The following is a 13,309-nucleotide window of genomic DNA, read 5'->3' as shown; positions in this document are numbered from 1 at the left end:
AGGCCGACGCCCTCGCGCCGACCGTCGCGCCGAGTGCCCCCGTCGCCGCCGACGGAACGACCGACGAGGCGGCCGACACCACGAACGACGACCCGAATGCGGAGAGAGAGGCCGACGAGGAGTCTGGAAACGACACGGGAGACGCGAGAAACGACACGGGAGACGCGGGAAGCGAGACCAGTGACGGATCTGACGACTCCAAGCAGGGCGCGGGCGACGCCGGCGGATCCCGCCGGTCGGTTCTGGCGTACGGAGCGGCGGCTATCGGCGGGATCGGTCTCGCGTACGGCGGCTTTCGAGCGTTCAACGATGGCCTCGGGACGAGCGAGCCGAGTGCCGGGGCGCTCGCCTCGGACGATAACGAGGGACCGGACGCCGAAACGCACGGGGAGGACGGCGACCCGTCCCTCGAGGTAACCGGTGGCACCGTTTCGGTCGGGGTCCAGCTCGGTGGAACGTATGAGGGGCTCCCCGAAGCCACGGCCGACGCGGGGCTCCCGGAGTCCATCGACGTCGTGATCGACGACCGGTTCGAGGCGCAAGATCGGGTCGATCAGTACATCGCGGCCGTCGAGTCGGGCCATGCTCCGGACCTCTTCGTGGTGAACTCGAGCGGGCTCGGGCGGCTCGTCCGCGCGGGGGTGACGGAGCCGCTCTCACGGCACGCCGACGGCCACTCGATCGGCGACGTGCTCGGCGAGTCGTTTCCGGCGCTGGAAACGCGGAGTCGTCATCCCGAGACCGGCGCGGTTCACGCCGTTCCGTACGCGTTCGCCCCGGAAACGATCGTGTATCGGAAGGACGCGTTTAGCGGCGTAGCCGACGAGTCCACCTTCGAGGCGTGGATGACGGACCCACCGACGTGGAGCGAGTGGTCCTCGACCGTTGCGACCCTCCGACGGGACCAGGGGTTCGTGTGGAGCGGCCAGCAGTTTCAGATCCCGCGGATCTTCTCCGAGGTCCTCGCCTCGTTCGGCGGTGGTTACTACGAGGTCGACCCCGGTCCGGCGGCTGACACCGACCCCGTGACCGTGGCTGACGACCGCGGTATCGAGGCGGCGAACGTGCTTCACGACCTCGTGATCGGCGGCGACACCGCCGACGCCGACATCGAGCGGGCGAGCTCGGAGCAGGTGTTCGACTACGGCTTCATCGAACCACAGCGCGTGTTCGAGAACCGCGACGCGATCGCGGTGCGAGTCCCCCTGTCGTTTTTCATCGGTCGGGTCCCCGAATCGGAACGCGGAGGGCTCGGCGTGATGCCGACCCCGGCCGGCACTGCGGGGTCGTACACCAGCGTGTACGGCCAGTACCTCGTCGTAAACCCGAACACGGACGTGCTCGCGGAGGCGCTATCGGTCGCCGAGACGTTCCGTTCCCCCGCGGTCGCTCCGCTGATCGTCGAACGTGGGTTCGTGCCGACGCTAAACGGCGACCCGTTCTCGGTCGAGGCGGTTGCCAACGCGCCGTCCGCCGAGTATCGCCCCGCGATCGAGTATATCACGGAGCACGCGGTGCTGGAACCCTCGACGTCGGCGTGGACTGAGAGCCGGGAGACGGTCGGAGCGCTTCTCCAAGACGCGATCGCGGGCGATCAGGTCTCCGCGCTCGAAGAGCTCGAAGCGTTCCTACGCGACGGGGAGTGACGGAACAGCGGGCAAAAGATGTGAGAGCGGTAAGGCGATCCGACGGCGGGCGAGCAGTCCCGCCGCTCACTCGTCGCGCTCGGGCGGTTCCGTGAGGAACTCACCGTCGACATCGTCGAGGGAGGGCTCCGGCGGGTCCGCCGTCGCCTCCAGCTCTCGACGGTTGAGATGGCTCTCCAGCTGACGGCGCTTGTTCCGCCCTTTCCGCTCGCGTCCCGATTTCGTGTCCGGCATGACAGGTGTGTCAACACTCCACACACATAAGAAGGTTGTGGCGGGAGAGCACACGGCCCGCCTTCAGGATCGAAGACGCTGAAACCGGTGCTCACCGGGATAGCTGTTGCCGACGCTCGCGTGTCGATCAGTCGAGAAACGCCAGGAGAGGGATTTGAACCCCCGATCCCGGAAGGGAACACGCTTTCCAGGCGTGCGCCTTACCACTCGGCCATCCTGGCTCGTTCGGAGGTAATCCGTTTGGACTGTTAAGTCCTTCTTTTCGCCAGCCGAGCCGCGATCCGGTGTTCGAAGAGATACGCCGCACCGCCGGCGACGGCCGCGACGACCCCGGCCAGTGCGAACAACCACGCGTATCGGACCGGGAGGTCGCCGCCGAGTAGCAGGTACGCTTGCGCGAGGACGAGAAACGAGAACCCGCCGACGGCACCCCACAGGGCTGCCGACTTCGCCCGGTTCCGTGGCGTCGCCGGAACGCCCGGAACCTGATCGGTCGGACCGTCGTCCGATCTCGCGAGAGCTCCGTTCTCAGCGTCCTCGCGTTCGTCGCTCCCCCCGCCTTCACCCATCCTATTCGATGCTCGCGACAGCCTCGATCTCGACGCCGGCCCCTTTCGGGAGCGCGCCAGCCTGAACGGCCGATCGGGCGGGCGGCGACTCGTCGAAGTAGCCGGCGTACACCTCGTTCATCTCCTCGAAGTCGTCGATATCCGCGAGGAAGACGGTCGTCTTGAGAACGTCCTCCGGTTCGGCACCGCCCTCCGCCAACACCGCGAGGAGGTTGTCGAGCGCCTGCTCGGTCTGCTCGGCTATCGAGGCGTCGTCGAGCAGCTCCCCGTCCGGCGTCAACGGGATCTGCCCGGCTGTGAACACGAGCTCGCCGTTCGTGGTCGCCTGACTGTACGCCCCGACCGCCGCGGGTGCCGCGTCGGTGTGGATCGTGTTCGCCATACGCCGACAGTTTCGACCCCGTCTCATAATAGCCATCGGTCCATGCCGGCTCATATCGGTCCGCCTGACACACATCGATCCACGTCGGTGCCGCGGATCCGCCCCGTTTCGGATCTGAGCGTGCGATCCGACGGTCAAAATCCGTGTGTGGGTGTCCAAAATCAACGTAACCGTTGGAAATATTAGTGGTGGGTGTTAACTAGTAACACATGATGGCGGAGCTGATCGTCGCGTTCGTCACGGGGGCGATCGCGGTCAACGTCGCGGTGGCGTGGTCAGTCGCCCGTAGCGGAGACGGGATCCGAAGACGACTCGCCCGGGACGGGTCCCCACCGCCGACGGGAACGCACCCGCCGGTCAACGAGCGGTCCCGCGAGGGCGATGTCGGGTACGCCGACGGCGGCACGGGAGCAAGAGGACACGACGTCGTCGGCGACACCACGGACAGCGTCGCCGGCACGCATCACGAGGACGGTGGTTCCGACGACGACCGAGTCGCGTGTCAGTACTGCGGCGAGAAGAACCACCCCGAGTTCCGCTACTGCCAGTGGTGTGCCCGGCCGGGGTTCGCGGGCGACGACGGGGGCGGTGTGCGGGGGTGAGGTGACCACCATCGTTCGACGCGACCCGCGTCGACCGCCTTCGACCCGCATCGGCAGCGTCCGTTCAGTCGGCGTCGATCCGACAGCCGCCCGCGTACTCGATCCCTGCGATCGTCTCGATCCCGTCGTCGCCACAGACTGGACAGTCGGGATTCCGCCGGTAGGGAACCGTCTCGAAACTCATCTCCAGGGCGTCGTAAAACAGCAATCGGCCGACCAAGGGGTCACCGGCGTCGAGGAGGAGCTTCACCGCTTCAGTCGCCTGGATACATCCGAGCGTTCCGGGTAACACGCCGAGAACGCCCGTCGTCGCACAGTCGGGAACGGTCCCGGGTTCCGGCGCTTCGGGGAACAGACACCGGTAGCAGGGGCCGTCGGGCACGAGCGTCGTCGCCTGCCCCTCGAACTTGTATATCGCCCCGTGAACCACGGGGATCCCTTCGATTCGGGCGACGTCGTTGACGACGTACCGGGTCCGGAAGTTGTCCGCGCAGTCGACGACGACATCGTAGGGCTCGATCAGGTCGTGAGCGTTGTCGGCGTCCAGCCGGGTCGCGTGCGTTTCGACTGTGACATCCGGATTGAGCCGCTCGACGAACCGGGCTGCCGACGCGGCTTTCGGCTCGCCCACGTCGTCGTCGCCGTGGATCACCTGCCGCTGGAGGTTCGACCGCTCGACGACGTCGTCGTCGACGATGCCGAGGGTCCCCACGCCGGCGGCAGCGAGGTACTGGATCACCGGCGAGCCGAGCCCACCCGCGCCGATCACGAGCACGCGACCGTCGAGGAGCCGACCCTGCCCCTCCGGGCCGACCTCGTCCATGATGACGTGTCTGGAGTACCGATCGAGCTGGGTGGCGTCGAGGGAGAGGCTCATATCGCCGAATGGGAGACGCCCGAGTATAATCGCTTCCCCACCGGCGACGTGGCGTATAATTCACGAGAGGACGCGTGTGATCGCTGATAAGTGATCGACGACGACGCCGCTGTACGCTGATAAATAGACGGCTGTAACGTCGCTGTACGCCGATAAATGGGACGGGCGCGTCGTTGGAGCGCTTACTTGCCCTGCCGGTCGTTGCTGCCGACCGACGGCCGGGTCTTCTCGGTCCCTTTGCCGCGTTTCCGCTGGCCGCGACCCTTGGTGCCGGCGGAGGTGAGGCCGCGGAACGCGCGACCCTTGTGGTCGTCCGAGCAGATCCAGTTGAGGTCCTCGTCGTTCTCGATCGCGGGGTGTGCGGGATCCACGAGGATCACTTCGTGCCACTTCTGGGAGCCGTCCTCACCGACCCAGTAGGAGTTGAGCACGCGCAGGTTCCGGTACTTCCGGGAGGCGCGCTCCTCGGCGATACGCTGGATCGACTTGCGTCGCGAGAGGCGATTGACACCCTGTCGCTTCGAGCGTCGGCCGGCCTTGTGTCGCTGTTTTCGCGAACCGCCCTTGCGGACGCTCACGCGGGCGACGACGATACCCTGTTTCGCCTTGTAGCCCAGCTCACGAGCCTTGTCGAGCCGCGTGGGTCGGTCGATCCGCTCGATTGCGCCCTGGTCGCGCCACTCCTGTTTGCGCTGCCACTGTAGTTCCGCGAGTTTCCCCTCCTTGGGGGACCGCCATGCGTCCTTGATGTGCGAGTAGAAGCTTCGTGCCATTGTGTTGTCCACGGACGATTGCGATTCAGCCGCGAGGCGGCCACATTTCGTCTCGTCCCGGATCGTCGGAGGCGGTCCGCGAACGGACTGCTGCCCGCGATCCGGCGGCGAGTGCCCGCTGGACGTCCGTACCAGCGAGTTACTGTCGTTTCCCCGGCGTGGAGTTTAAGCGCTTCGCTCCGGCGTTCCCGCGTAAGCCACTCGCACACCCGCGAACGACCCGTCACGGTTTAATAATACCCGAAGAATCCTCAAGTATGCCCAAGATAAGCGTAGAGATCCCGGGCGAGCTGCTCGCGGACCTCGACGAGCACGTCGGCGACGACGGGAAGTTCGTCAACCGAAGCGACGCGGTTCGAGCGTCAATCCGCAAGACGCTCGACGTGCTCGACGAGATCGACGAACGGCACGGCCGGCTGACGGACGACGGCGCCGTGCACGACGGCGGATCGTCGTCGGACGGGACGGTCGACGCGGACGGAGCGACGAATGAGTGATCACCCGTACGCCGGCGACCCGCTCGGCCGCGAGGCGGTGGCACAGGTCGGACTCGTCGCGCTGTTCGTCACCGCTCTCGCGACCGCGCAGGTGACGGCGGCGAAGGTGCTCGCGCTCCCGCTCCCGGTCGCGCTTCCGGCGGTCGGGCCGGAGATCCTGTTACCGGGCGCGGCGCTGGCGTACGCGATCACGTTCTTCGCGTCCGACTGTTACGCCGAGCTGTACGGTCGTCGGGCGGCACAGGTCGTCGTCAACGTCGCGTTCGCGATGAACTTCGTCGTGCTCGCGCTCGTCTGGTCGACGCTCGCGGCACCCGGTATCAACCCGGAGGTATCCGCCGCCTTCGACACGGCGCTCGGGCCGACAACGAACATCGTTCTCGGGAGCCTGCTCGCGTACGTCGTGAGCCAGAACTGGGACGTGATCGTGTTCCACGAGATCCGCGATCGGACCGGTCCGGGGAAGCTCTGGCTCCGTAACCTCGCCTCGACCGCGACGAGTCAGGTGCTCGACACCGTGATCTTCGTCGGCGTCGCGTTCGTCGTCGCTCCCGCGGTTCTCGGCATCGGGATGCCGCTGTCCCTCGGCGAGGCCGCCGCGCTCGTCGTCGGTCAGTACCTCCTCAAGCTGCTGATCGCCGTGATCGACACCCCGTTCGTCTACCTCGTCGTTCGCGCGGTTCGGGAGTAGGCGTTCGGGCGTTCACATGGCATCTTCCCGTCCTCGCTACACGACCGCCAGCGCTCGGGCGGCCGTCCGCGGTAGGTCGGCGGCCACGTGCTCGAAGCTGCCCCCGCCGTCGGTCGTTCGATAGAGGCCTCGATCGTTGAGCACCCAGACCTCGCCGGGAAGGATTCCGCCGGCGATCACCGCCCGATAGGTGCTGTCGCCGGTCGGGATCCCACGGTCGTCGAGCCGCTCCCACGCCGGCTTGTCCCCGCTCCCGCCGCCGGCTCCTTCCGTTCGGTAGAGGTACGCCTCGCCGCGTCGGTGCGCGGCGCTCGCACCGCTCGCGGCGCTGACGAGGACTCGGTCCGGGTCTCCGGGGTCGACTGCGATCCCCCAGACGTAGCCGTGATCGAGCCCCGTGTTCGGGGTCGCGAACGACGCGCCGCGGTCGTCGCTCTCGGCGTAGCCGTCGCCCGCGGCGACGTACACCCGGTCGGGCGCGTCGGGATGCGTCGCGATCGTGTGGGTGTCCCGTCGCGAGCCCTCGGGGCGGTCGATCCACGTCTCCCCGCCGTCCGGGGTGACGACGAGCGCGCCGGCTTCGATCCCGACGTACCAGCGATCGGGATCCGCGGGACAGGTCTCGATCCACCTGACGTGGTGGGTGTCCGGCCGGGGCGGAAACGACCACTCGTCGGCGGAGGGCACGCTCTGGAGGCCCTCGATACGCTCGACGCACCGACCACCGTCCGTCGACCGGTAGATCCGTGAGGGTTCGGTTCCGACGAGCACCGTTTCGGGGTCGTCGGGACTCACCGCGAGCGCAGTGACCGCGTCGATCCCGTCCCCGTCCGAGGAGAGCCCGTCCGTCGCGACCCGCTCGAACGTCTTCCCGCCATCGTCGGATCGATACAGCCCGTTCCACGTCCCCGCGAGCACGCGGTCGGGAGTTCGGGAGTCGACAGCGAGACACTCGACCCCCTGGTCGTCCAGTCGGGTGTCGACCCGCTCGTTCGCCGGGTCAACGACGCGGAGCCCGTCGTCGTACGCCGCATAGATGGACATGGGTCGGGTGTTGGGCTGGCGGGCGCAAGAGACTTAGCCCCGCAATCCATGGTAACGGTACGCATGGATCTTCGCGTACAGGGGGACGTCCCCCCCGACCCGTTCCTCGGCGCTGCCGACCTGTTCGAAACCGAGTTCTCGCTGGACGCACCCGTACACGTCCGGGTCCGAACGGACCCCGACGAGCGGACGTGGGCCGCCCACTACGACGACCACCACGTGTTGAACGTCTCGCGTCGCGCCGCCACGAGCGCGATGGCCCGGGAGCTCGCCGTCCACGAGCTGTCCCATATGGCCCGCTACGAGGAGGGCCACGCCTCACACCTCCAGTCGACGGAGGAGGCGTTGTACCTCGGGCTCGCCGGCGAGAAAGTGGAGCGTCGAAAGCTCGCACACTGCTATCAGATCGCGAACCACATGAAGGACATCTACGCCGACGACATCACGCTCTCGGTCGCCCCGGCGGACAAACTGGTCGGCTTCCTCGAGTCGACGCTCGCGGCCGCGATCGCCGACCGTCCGGAGCTGGACCGGGCCGGATCGCCTCCCGTCACCGCCGGAGCCGACCCGGATATCACCGCGGTGAACGCGGCGTTCGCGCTGGCGCTGGTCGAGCGCCACGACCTCGCGGGCCCCTCACACCGCCTGTACGACCTCGCCCGTGCCGCCGAGAGCGACGCGGCGGACGTCGACGTCAACGGCTTCAAACGGCGGTTCTTGGAGCTGGGCCCCGATCCGTCCGAGAGCGACTACCGGAAAGCACTCGTGTCGGCTGCCCGCGCGTACGCGGTGTAGAACCCAGTGGTCTGCGTTTGCTCTGTTGAAACCCTTCGGATCTGATACGAACTCCGTGCTGAACACAGGGCGCGAATGTTGCACAAGCCGATGGCTGATTTATCGCGGGAAGTGATCGGTCAATACAGGGGACTCACGAATCGTTCAGTACAGCCTCCTAGTGCATCACGACTGACTACTCAGACGCACCGCACGCACGATCAGGTAGATACCCACCGAGATCCATACGACTGCCCACACGCCTGACGGAATTGGGTCTTCGATAGTGCCGGTCAATATCGCTACACCGTACACGATACTAATCAGTGCAAGTCCGATTTTCACACCCTCCGGGAGTCGGGAAAACAGCCCCCCGCCCGAATTTGCTGTGTCAGTCATTATGACTTGTCACTGTTGATTCGGGTATAAGAGTTCCCCCAACGAGTCATGCAATCAGTTTCCTCGGCACGTAGTTCTCTCTTTGGTCAACAAGAGCTGCGTATTGACCGCAGTGGAGAAAATAAATATCACTTTCTAAGGATTTCAACAGAGCCAAAGCAAAGTAGTTTATTAAGCTGTTTTGGCAACACCAAAGTAAGAACTGCTAACGAATGGTTGAGATCATTCGTCTTCGTATGGAATCCGCATATCTCAATACTAATATTTGACTAATATTAGCCATTAATATTCTTGATTTCGTCTTCGATTGTTTTAATTGATTTATGCATATCATACAAATACCATAGGATAAAAATAATTAGAAATGAGGATAATAATAATGCAGGAATCCATGCATTACCGTCTATAATCACGAAGTAAAAGGAAATAACCCCAAATATGAGTAACGAGAGACCAACAAGCGGTAATTGCTTTTTCATATTATTTTCTAATATTATTTTAATCTACTTAAAACATTTGTTCTATAGACTCCCGTTATCACTCACCAAGCACGCCCAGTCTGACAGCTAATTCATCGCAGCTCGGTTGGAACAAATGGAGTCGGTCTGCTGAACTCACCCTCTCTATTCAGCGCGACGCGTGAACCCTCTCACGCCATATGGAGTGTAACGGGGACCCGATCTTCCCGGCAGTCTACTCCGCCCCGTCCGCCTGCGCCTCCTCGACGTCCCCGTCTGGGTCGTCTTCGGGGACGTCGAGGACGGTCACTCGCGCTTTCATGATCCGGGTGTTGTCGACGCGCTCGATCCGGATCCTGACCCCGTCGAACTCGATCTCCTCGCCCTCCTCAACGAGGCGACCGGCCCGGTTGAACACGAAGCCGGCGAGCGTCTCGAACTCCTCGCCCTCTGGGAGGTCGATGTCGAGCATCTCGTTCACTTCGTCGATGTTGACCTCGCCTTGCACGTACGCGACGTTCTCCTCGACGAACTCGATCGGCTCGGGCTCGTCGCCCTCGAGGATGTCGCCGACGATCTCCTCGACCATGTCCTCCAAGGTGATGATCCCCTCCGTCGTCCCGAACTCGTCGATGACGATCACCATCTGGAGGCGGTTGTCCTGCATCTCCTCTAACAGCTCGTCGGCGTTCTTCGACTCGGGGACGTGAAGCGTCGGCTTGACGACGCGCTCCAGCGAGGGGTCGCCCTCGGAGTATCGCAGCTCGCGAACCAGGTCGCGAACGGTGATGATCCCCACGATGTTGTCGAGGTTCCCGTCGTACACGGGGACGCGCTCGTGGTCCGCGTGGACGCACTTCTGTATCGCCTCCTCGACGGTCGACTCCTTCGGGACCGCGGTGACGTCGAGTCTGGGCGTCATCACCTCTTTGGCGATGGTGTTGTTGAACCGGAAGATGCGGTCGAGCATCTCGCGTTCCTCCTCCTCGATGACGCCCTCCCGCTCGCCCGTCTCGATGATGTTCTGGATCTCCTCGCGAGTGACGTACGTCGATTCGATGGCGGCCCGGCCGCCGGTCACCTTGTTGACGACGCGGGTCAGGTAGTCGAAGACGACGACGAGCGGATACAGGGCAGTCTGAGAGTACTTCAGCGGTCGGGCGATCCGGAGCGACCACGACTCCGTGTTCTCGACGGCGTACGATTTCGGCGCAGTCTCCGCGAACAGCAACACGATCGCCGTGATCCCGAACGTCGTGAGGGCGATCGTCAACAGCGCGCTCTCGACGTACGCGCCGATGAGTGCGGTCGCGATCGCCGTCATCGCGATGTTTACCAGGTTGTTGCCGACGAGGATCGTCACCAACAGCCGGTGCGGGTTGGCTTTCAGCGTCTGGATCGTCTTCGCGTGCTTGACTCCCTCCTCGACGAGGCCGTTCACGCGGTGTTTCGGCAGCGAGAACATCGCGATCTCCGAGGAGGAGAAGAACGCCGACATCCCGATCAGGACGACGATGGCGGCGATGCCGACGACGGTTACCAGCGGGTCGGTCACCGGTGGAGTCCCCGGGACGCCGGCCAGTAGTACGCTCGACAATGAACCCATGCTCATTAACCGTGCGTTGGGCGACGGTTAAAGGATTACCTTCCGTTCGGGCCGATGTCGGGAACACGGTAAGGGATAAGGCGTCGACGGCGAAACGATCCCGCGATGCCCTCCCCCTCTACGACGGGATCCCCCGATCCCGGGCGACCGGACTGCCACGAGTGTGGCGCGACCGTCTCCCCCGACGCGAACTTCTGTTCGGCGTGCGGAGCGGACCTCGCGGACGGGACGGAAGCCCAGTTCTGCGGCTCGTGTGGCAGCCGCTTCGGGTCCGACGACGCGTTCTGTTCCGAGTGCGGAGCCGAGCGCGACGGAGGCGGCTCCGAAAGCCCCGCTAGACACGAAGCAGTCTCGGCCGCCGGATCGGCCTCCGATACCGCGGACACCACGCTCGACACCGACGAGTCGACGCCCGACACCGACGAGTCGGCGTTTCGTCGGCGGGTACAGCAACACCTCGACGCAGGATGGGAGATCGAGCGCGACGAGGGCGACACGGTCGTCCTCGTCGACCGCGACATCGGATCGATCCCGATCCACGTGCTGTTGTTGTTCACGACTGGGGGTGTGGGTAACTTCCTGTACGGCTACTATCACCACTCCATGCTCGCGGAAACTCGGCGGCTCACCGTCGACGAGGAAGATTACCCGATGCCGAAACGGGAGCCGGACGAGGAGACCGCGCTAATGACCGCCTCCGCGTACGGACTGAGCGCGGTCGTACTCCTGGTCGGGTCGTTCATCGCGATCACCGCCGCGCAAAACGGATCCGTCGCCATGGCGGGCGTCGGTCTCGCGCTCGCTGTCGCCGGTCTCGCCGTCGCCCCGCCGGCCGACGATCGACTGGGCCGCCGACACCGGATCACGGCGTTCGGCCGGCAGAAGACGGTCGACCACCGGGTGCTCGAACCGGTCGATCCCTGTGAGGAGCCGTGTGTCGTCTGCGACGAGCGGTTCGACGGCGGGGTCGTCCGTCGCCGCCGCGACGAAACGCTGTTCGCCGGCGTGCCGGTCCGTACCCACGAGCACGAGCTGAACCACTACTGTGCGGCCTGCGCCCGGGCAGAGCTGTTCGGGACGACCGGTCCCGCGGCACCGGCCGACAGGGTCAAGACGTCGCTCGCGGACGCGGTCAACCCGGAAAACGGTGACACCGATCCGGAAAACGGTGACACCGATCCGGAAAACGGTGACACCGATCCGGAAAACGGTGACACCGACGCAGAAACGGACGAGACCCACGTGGCTAGTGACCACACGGGTGCGTCGGGAGCGACCGAGACCACGGCCGCGAACGATGGGTGACTCGTGGGTCCAGAGATTCCCCCCGGCGTCGACCGAGTGTCCCGCCAGCAACCGAGTGTCCCGCCAGCAACCGAGTGTCCCGCCATCGACACGGGTGCCACATCATAACGACACGGATACCTCGCCGCCGTCGACACGGTTACCCCGCCAGCGACCCCACGGAACGGTATGACGAGGCAACCGATCACGCTGTACCGGCTCCAGGCGTGTCCGTTCTGTGAGCGGGTCGTCCGGAGGCTCGACGACCTCGATATTCCGTACCGGTCGCGGTACGTCGAGCCGATGCACTCGGCCCGCGACGTGGTCAAACGCGTCTCGGGATCGCGGAGCGTGCCGGCGATCGTCGACCCCGAGACGGGCGTCACCATGTCCGAGAGCGCGAACATCGTCGCGTACCTCGACCGCACGTACGGGGACGGGGGTGCCTGAGATGGATCTAGGGTTCGACGTCGTCGATTTGCCGGAGGCCGACCACCCCACGGTCGGTGAGACCGCCCCGGGATTCACTCGGCCCCTCGTCGGCGACGAGTTCTGGGAGGACCGTGCGCTCGATGACGTGGTCGACGGGCCGACGCTGCTCGTGTTCCACCCGATGGACGGGGCGTTTCAGACGACGTACCTCTACAACGAGATCGACGAGCACGGCTGGAGGGACGACGTCGACGTGTACGGCCTCTCGATATCCACCCCGTACGAGCACAAGCGACTGCTCGCGGAGCGGGGCGACGGAGTCCGGGTGTTCTCCGACCCGAGCGCGGCGGTGATCCGGTCATACGGCGTCGACCACGACATCGACGGGATGGCGGGGATCACGGAGGCACGCCCCGCCGTGTTCCTCCTCGATGCGGACCGCGAGGTCCGATACGCTTGGGTCGCAGACGAACACCCCGACTTCCCCGAGTATGACGCGGTGGGGTCCGCGATCGACCGACTGGTCGACTGATCGGGTTCGTGAAGCGATCGTTCCCTTGCCGAGTCGTCGGGAGCCGCTAGCCTTTTTCGCGTTACCCGCCAACTCCGCGATGTGACTGACGACGGCGAACGGCTGGACGAATCGGGCCGTATGGACGGCCTGTCGGGAGACACGCGCGAAACCGTGGCTCGGGCGGCACACGCGGTGCGGAGCGGTAGCCTCGTGGTCTACCCCACCGAGACGGTGTACGGGCTCGGCGCGGACGCCCTCGACCCTGAGACGGTCGCAGCGGTGTTCGAAGTGAAGGGACGCAGCCGCGAGGATCCCCTCTCGATGGGCGTGGCGAGCGTCGACGCCGCGCTCGAACACGTCCGTCCCTCCGAGACCGCGCTGGCGTTCATGCGTGCGTTCCTCCCGGGACCGATCACCGTCGTCGTGGAGCGCGGCCGCGACGTTCCCGACGTCCTGACCGGCGGTCGGGACCGCGTTGGTGTGCGCGTCCCTGACCACCCGGTCGCCCGAGCGCTCGCCGCCGAGGC

17 protein-coding genes and 1 tRNA gene are annotated in these 13,309 nt (G+C 65.3%); 9 read left to right on the top strand and 9 right to left on the bottom strand.

From position 1 onward, the window contains the following. Nucleotides 1-1,646 (top strand): ABC transporter substrate-binding protein (locus tag ACFQEU_RS05700; protein WP_379780142.1); only part of this gene is annotated, 1,646 nt, incomplete at its 5' end. 66 nt (nt 1,647-1,712) lie between these two features. On the opposite strand, the gene ACFQEU_RS05695 is transcribed toward ACFQEU_RS05700, so the two are convergent. The 4 genes from ACFQEU_RS05695 to ACFQEU_RS05680 all read right to left on the bottom strand — a co-directional run bounded on the left by ACFQEU_RS05695 (nt 1,713) and on the right by ACFQEU_RS05680 (nt 2,831). After that, nucleotides 1,713-1,880: a hypothetical protein gene (locus ACFQEU_RS05695; protein WP_379780140.1), complete on the bottom strand. Its 168-nt coding sequence runs from the start codon at nt 1,878-1,880 to the stop codon at nt 1,713-1,715. Between the two features lie 139 nt (nt 1,881-2,019). Continuing rightward, nucleotides 2,020-2,101, bottom strand: a tRNA-Ser gene (locus ACFQEU_RS05690). 27 nt (nt 2,102-2,128) lie between these two features. After that, nucleotides 2,129-2,449 (bottom strand): hypothetical protein, encoded by a 321-nt coding sequence (locus ACFQEU_RS05685; protein WP_379780138.1) that lies wholly within the window; start codon nt 2,447-2,449, stop codon nt 2,129-2,131. A gap of 1 nt (nt 2,450) precedes the next feature. After that, the gene (locus tag ACFQEU_RS05680) at nt 2,451-2,831 is read right to left on the bottom strand and encodes a Rid family detoxifying hydrolase (RefSeq protein ID WP_379780136.1); all 381 of its coding nucleotides are present in this window, start codon (nt 2,829-2,831) and stop codon (nt 2,451-2,453) included. A 209-nt stretch (nt 2,832-3,040) separates the two neighbouring features. On the opposite strand from ACFQEU_RS05680, the gene ACFQEU_RS05675 reads away from it, so the two are divergent. After that, nucleotides 3,041-3,433 carry a DUF7577 domain-containing protein gene (locus ACFQEU_RS05675; RefSeq protein WP_379780134.1) on the top strand — a complete coding sequence of 131 codons (393 nt, stop codon included), beginning with the start codon at nt 3,041-3,043 and terminating at the stop codon, nt 3,431-3,433. Between the two features lie 64 nt (nt 3,434-3,497). Here the strand turns inward: ACFQEU_RS05675 and ubaA are convergent, their stop codons facing one another. Together ubaA and ACFQEU_RS05665 are read right to left on the bottom strand one after the other, a co-directional pair. After that, nucleotides 3,498-4,310: an SAMP-activating enzyme E1 gene (gene ubaA / locus ACFQEU_RS05670; RefSeq protein WP_379780132.1), complete on the bottom strand. Its 813-nt coding sequence runs from the start codon at nt 4,308-4,310 to the stop codon at nt 3,498-3,500. Nucleotides 4,311-4,492: 182 nt separating this feature from the next. Beyond that, a complete protein-coding gene (locus ACFQEU_RS05665; RefSeq protein ID WP_379780130.1) occupies nt 4,493-5,083 on the bottom strand; it encodes a 50S ribosomal protein L15e in 591 nt (196 codons plus the stop codon). A gap of 257 nt (nt 5,084-5,340) precedes the next feature. Here ACFQEU_RS05665 and ACFQEU_RS05660 point away from each other — a divergent pair, with 257 nt between their 5' ends. Together ACFQEU_RS05660 and ACFQEU_RS05655 are read left to right on the top strand one after the other, a co-directional pair. After that, complete coding sequence (locus ACFQEU_RS05660; RefSeq protein ID WP_379780128.1) at nt 5,341-5,580, top strand: ribbon-helix-helix domain-containing protein; 240 nt, start codon at nt 5,341-5,343, stop codon at nt 5,578-5,580. Further along, the gene (locus ACFQEU_RS05655; RefSeq protein ID WP_379780126.1) at nt 5,573-6,271 is read left to right on the top strand and encodes a queuosine precursor transporter; all 699 of its coding nucleotides are present in this window, start codon (nt 5,573-5,575) and stop codon (nt 6,269-6,271) included. Before ACFQEU_RS05660 ends, ACFQEU_RS05655 begins: the two co-directional genes overlap by 8 nt. Nucleotides 6,272-6,307: 36 nt before the next feature. On the opposite strand, the gene ACFQEU_RS05650 is transcribed toward ACFQEU_RS05655, so the two are convergent. After that, complete coding sequence (locus ACFQEU_RS05650; protein WP_379780124.1) at nt 6,308-7,315, bottom strand: WD40/YVTN/BNR-like repeat-containing protein; 1,008 nt, start codon at nt 7,313-7,315, stop codon at nt 6,308-6,310. A 63-nt stretch (nt 7,316-7,378) separates the two neighbouring features. Between ACFQEU_RS05650 and ACFQEU_RS05645 the strand changes: the two genes are divergently transcribed. Then, nucleotides 7,379-8,110, top strand: a complete 732-nt coding sequence (locus ACFQEU_RS05645; protein ID WP_379780122.1) for a DUF5781 family protein — start codon at nt 7,379-7,381, stop codon at nt 8,108-8,110. A gap of 165 nt (nt 8,111-8,275) precedes the next feature. Here the strand turns inward: ACFQEU_RS05645 and ACFQEU_RS05640 are convergent, their stop codons facing one another. Continuing rightward, complete coding sequence (locus ACFQEU_RS05640; protein ID WP_379780120.1) at nt 8,276-8,488, bottom strand: hypothetical protein; 213 nt, start codon at nt 8,486-8,488, stop codon at nt 8,276-8,278. A 693-nt stretch (nt 8,489-9,181) separates the two neighbouring features. Further along, complete coding sequence (locus tag ACFQEU_RS05635) at nt 9,182-10,552, bottom strand: hemolysin family protein (RefSeq protein ID WP_379780117.1); 1,371 nt, start codon at nt 10,550-10,552, stop codon at nt 9,182-9,184. Nucleotides 10,553-10,657: 105 nt separating this feature from the next. Between ACFQEU_RS05635 and ACFQEU_RS05630 the strand changes: the two genes are divergently transcribed. The 4 genes from ACFQEU_RS05630 to ACFQEU_RS05615 form a co-directional block, all read left to right on the top strand. Then, complete coding sequence (locus ACFQEU_RS05630; RefSeq protein WP_379780115.1) at nt 10,658-11,857, top strand: zinc ribbon domain-containing protein; 1,200 nt, start codon at nt 10,658-10,660, stop codon at nt 11,855-11,857. A gap of 168 nt (nt 11,858-12,025) precedes the next feature. Beyond that, nucleotides 12,026-12,286 (top strand): glutathione S-transferase N-terminal domain-containing protein, encoded by a 261-nt coding sequence (locus ACFQEU_RS05625; protein WP_379780113.1) that lies wholly within the window; start codon nt 12,026-12,028, stop codon nt 12,284-12,286. Nucleotide 12,287: 1 nt separating this feature from the next. Further along, nucleotides 12,288-12,800, top strand: a complete 513-nt coding sequence (locus tag ACFQEU_RS05620; protein ID WP_379780111.1) for a redoxin domain-containing protein — start codon at nt 12,288-12,290, stop codon at nt 12,798-12,800. 120 nt (nt 12,801-12,920) lie between these two features. Beyond that, a partial coding sequence (locus ACFQEU_RS05615; RefSeq protein WP_379780144.1) for an L-threonylcarbamoyladenylate synthase occupies nt 12,921-13,309 on the top strand: 389 nt, incomplete at its 3' end.

The organism is Halorubrum tibetense (genome assembly GCF_042661865.1).
Classification (GTDB): Archaea; Halobacteriota; Halobacteria; order Halobacteriales; family Haloferacaceae; genus Halorubrum; species Halorubrum tibetense.
Note: the sequence above shows the minus strand (reverse complement) of the source record. Positions and strands in the feature narration are given on the sequence as shown.

Excerpts from the sequence above, each read along its gene's own strand:
- ACFQEU_RS05655 (WP_379780126.1), top strand. The coding sequence starts at position 5,573 with ATGAGTGATCACCCGTACGCCGGCGACCCGCTCGGCCGCGAGGCGGTG.
- ACFQEU_RS05630 (WP_379780115.1), top strand. The coding sequence starts at position 10,658 with ATGCCCTCCCCCTCTACGACGGGATCCCCCGATCCCGGGCGACCGGAC.
- ACFQEU_RS05620 (WP_379780111.1), top strand. The coding sequence starts at position 12,288 with ATGGATCTAGGGTTCGACGTCGTCGATTTGCCGGAGGCCGACCACCCC.
- ACFQEU_RS05635 (WP_379780117.1), bottom strand. The coding sequence starts at position 10,552 with ATGGGTTCATTGTCGAGCGTACTACTGGCCGGCGTCCCGGGGACTCCA.
- ACFQEU_RS05665 (WP_379780130.1), bottom strand. The coding sequence starts at position 5,083 with ATGGCACGAAGCTTCTACTCGCACATCAAGGACGCATGGCGGTCCCCC.
- ubaA (WP_379780132.1), bottom strand. The coding sequence starts at position 4,310 with ATGAGCCTCTCCCTCGACGCCACCCAGCTCGATCGGTACTCCAGACAC.
- ACFQEU_RS05680 (WP_379780136.1), bottom strand. The coding sequence starts at position 2,831 with ATGGCGAACACGATCCACACCGACGCGGCACCCGCGGCGGTCGGGGCG.
- ACFQEU_RS05640 (WP_379780120.1), bottom strand. The coding sequence starts at position 8,488 with ATGACTGACACAGCAAATTCGGGCGGGGGGCTGTTTTCCCGACTCCCG.
- ACFQEU_RS05695 (WP_379780140.1), bottom strand. The coding sequence starts at position 1,880 with ATGCCGGACACGAAATCGGGACGCGAGCGGAAAGGGCGGAACAAGCGC.
- ACFQEU_RS05675 (WP_379780134.1), top strand. The coding sequence starts at position 3,041 with ATGATGGCGGAGCTGATCGTCGCGTTCGTCACGGGGGCGATCGCGGTC.
- ACFQEU_RS05645 (WP_379780122.1), top strand. The coding sequence starts at position 7,379 with ATGGATCTTCGCGTACAGGGGGACGTCCCCCCCGACCCGTTCCTCGGC.
- ACFQEU_RS05650 (WP_379780124.1), bottom strand. The coding sequence starts at position 7,315 with ATGTCCATCTATGCGGCGTACGACGACGGGCTCCGCGTCGTTGACCCG.
- ACFQEU_RS05660 (WP_379780128.1), top strand. The coding sequence starts at position 5,341 with ATGCCCAAGATAAGCGTAGAGATCCCGGGCGAGCTGCTCGCGGACCTC.
- ACFQEU_RS05625 (WP_379780113.1), top strand. The coding sequence starts at position 12,026 with ATGACGAGGCAACCGATCACGCTGTACCGGCTCCAGGCGTGTCCGTTC.
- ACFQEU_RS05685 (WP_379780138.1), bottom strand. The coding sequence starts at position 2,449 with ATGGGTGAAGGCGGGGGGAGCGACGAACGCGAGGACGCTGAGAACGGA.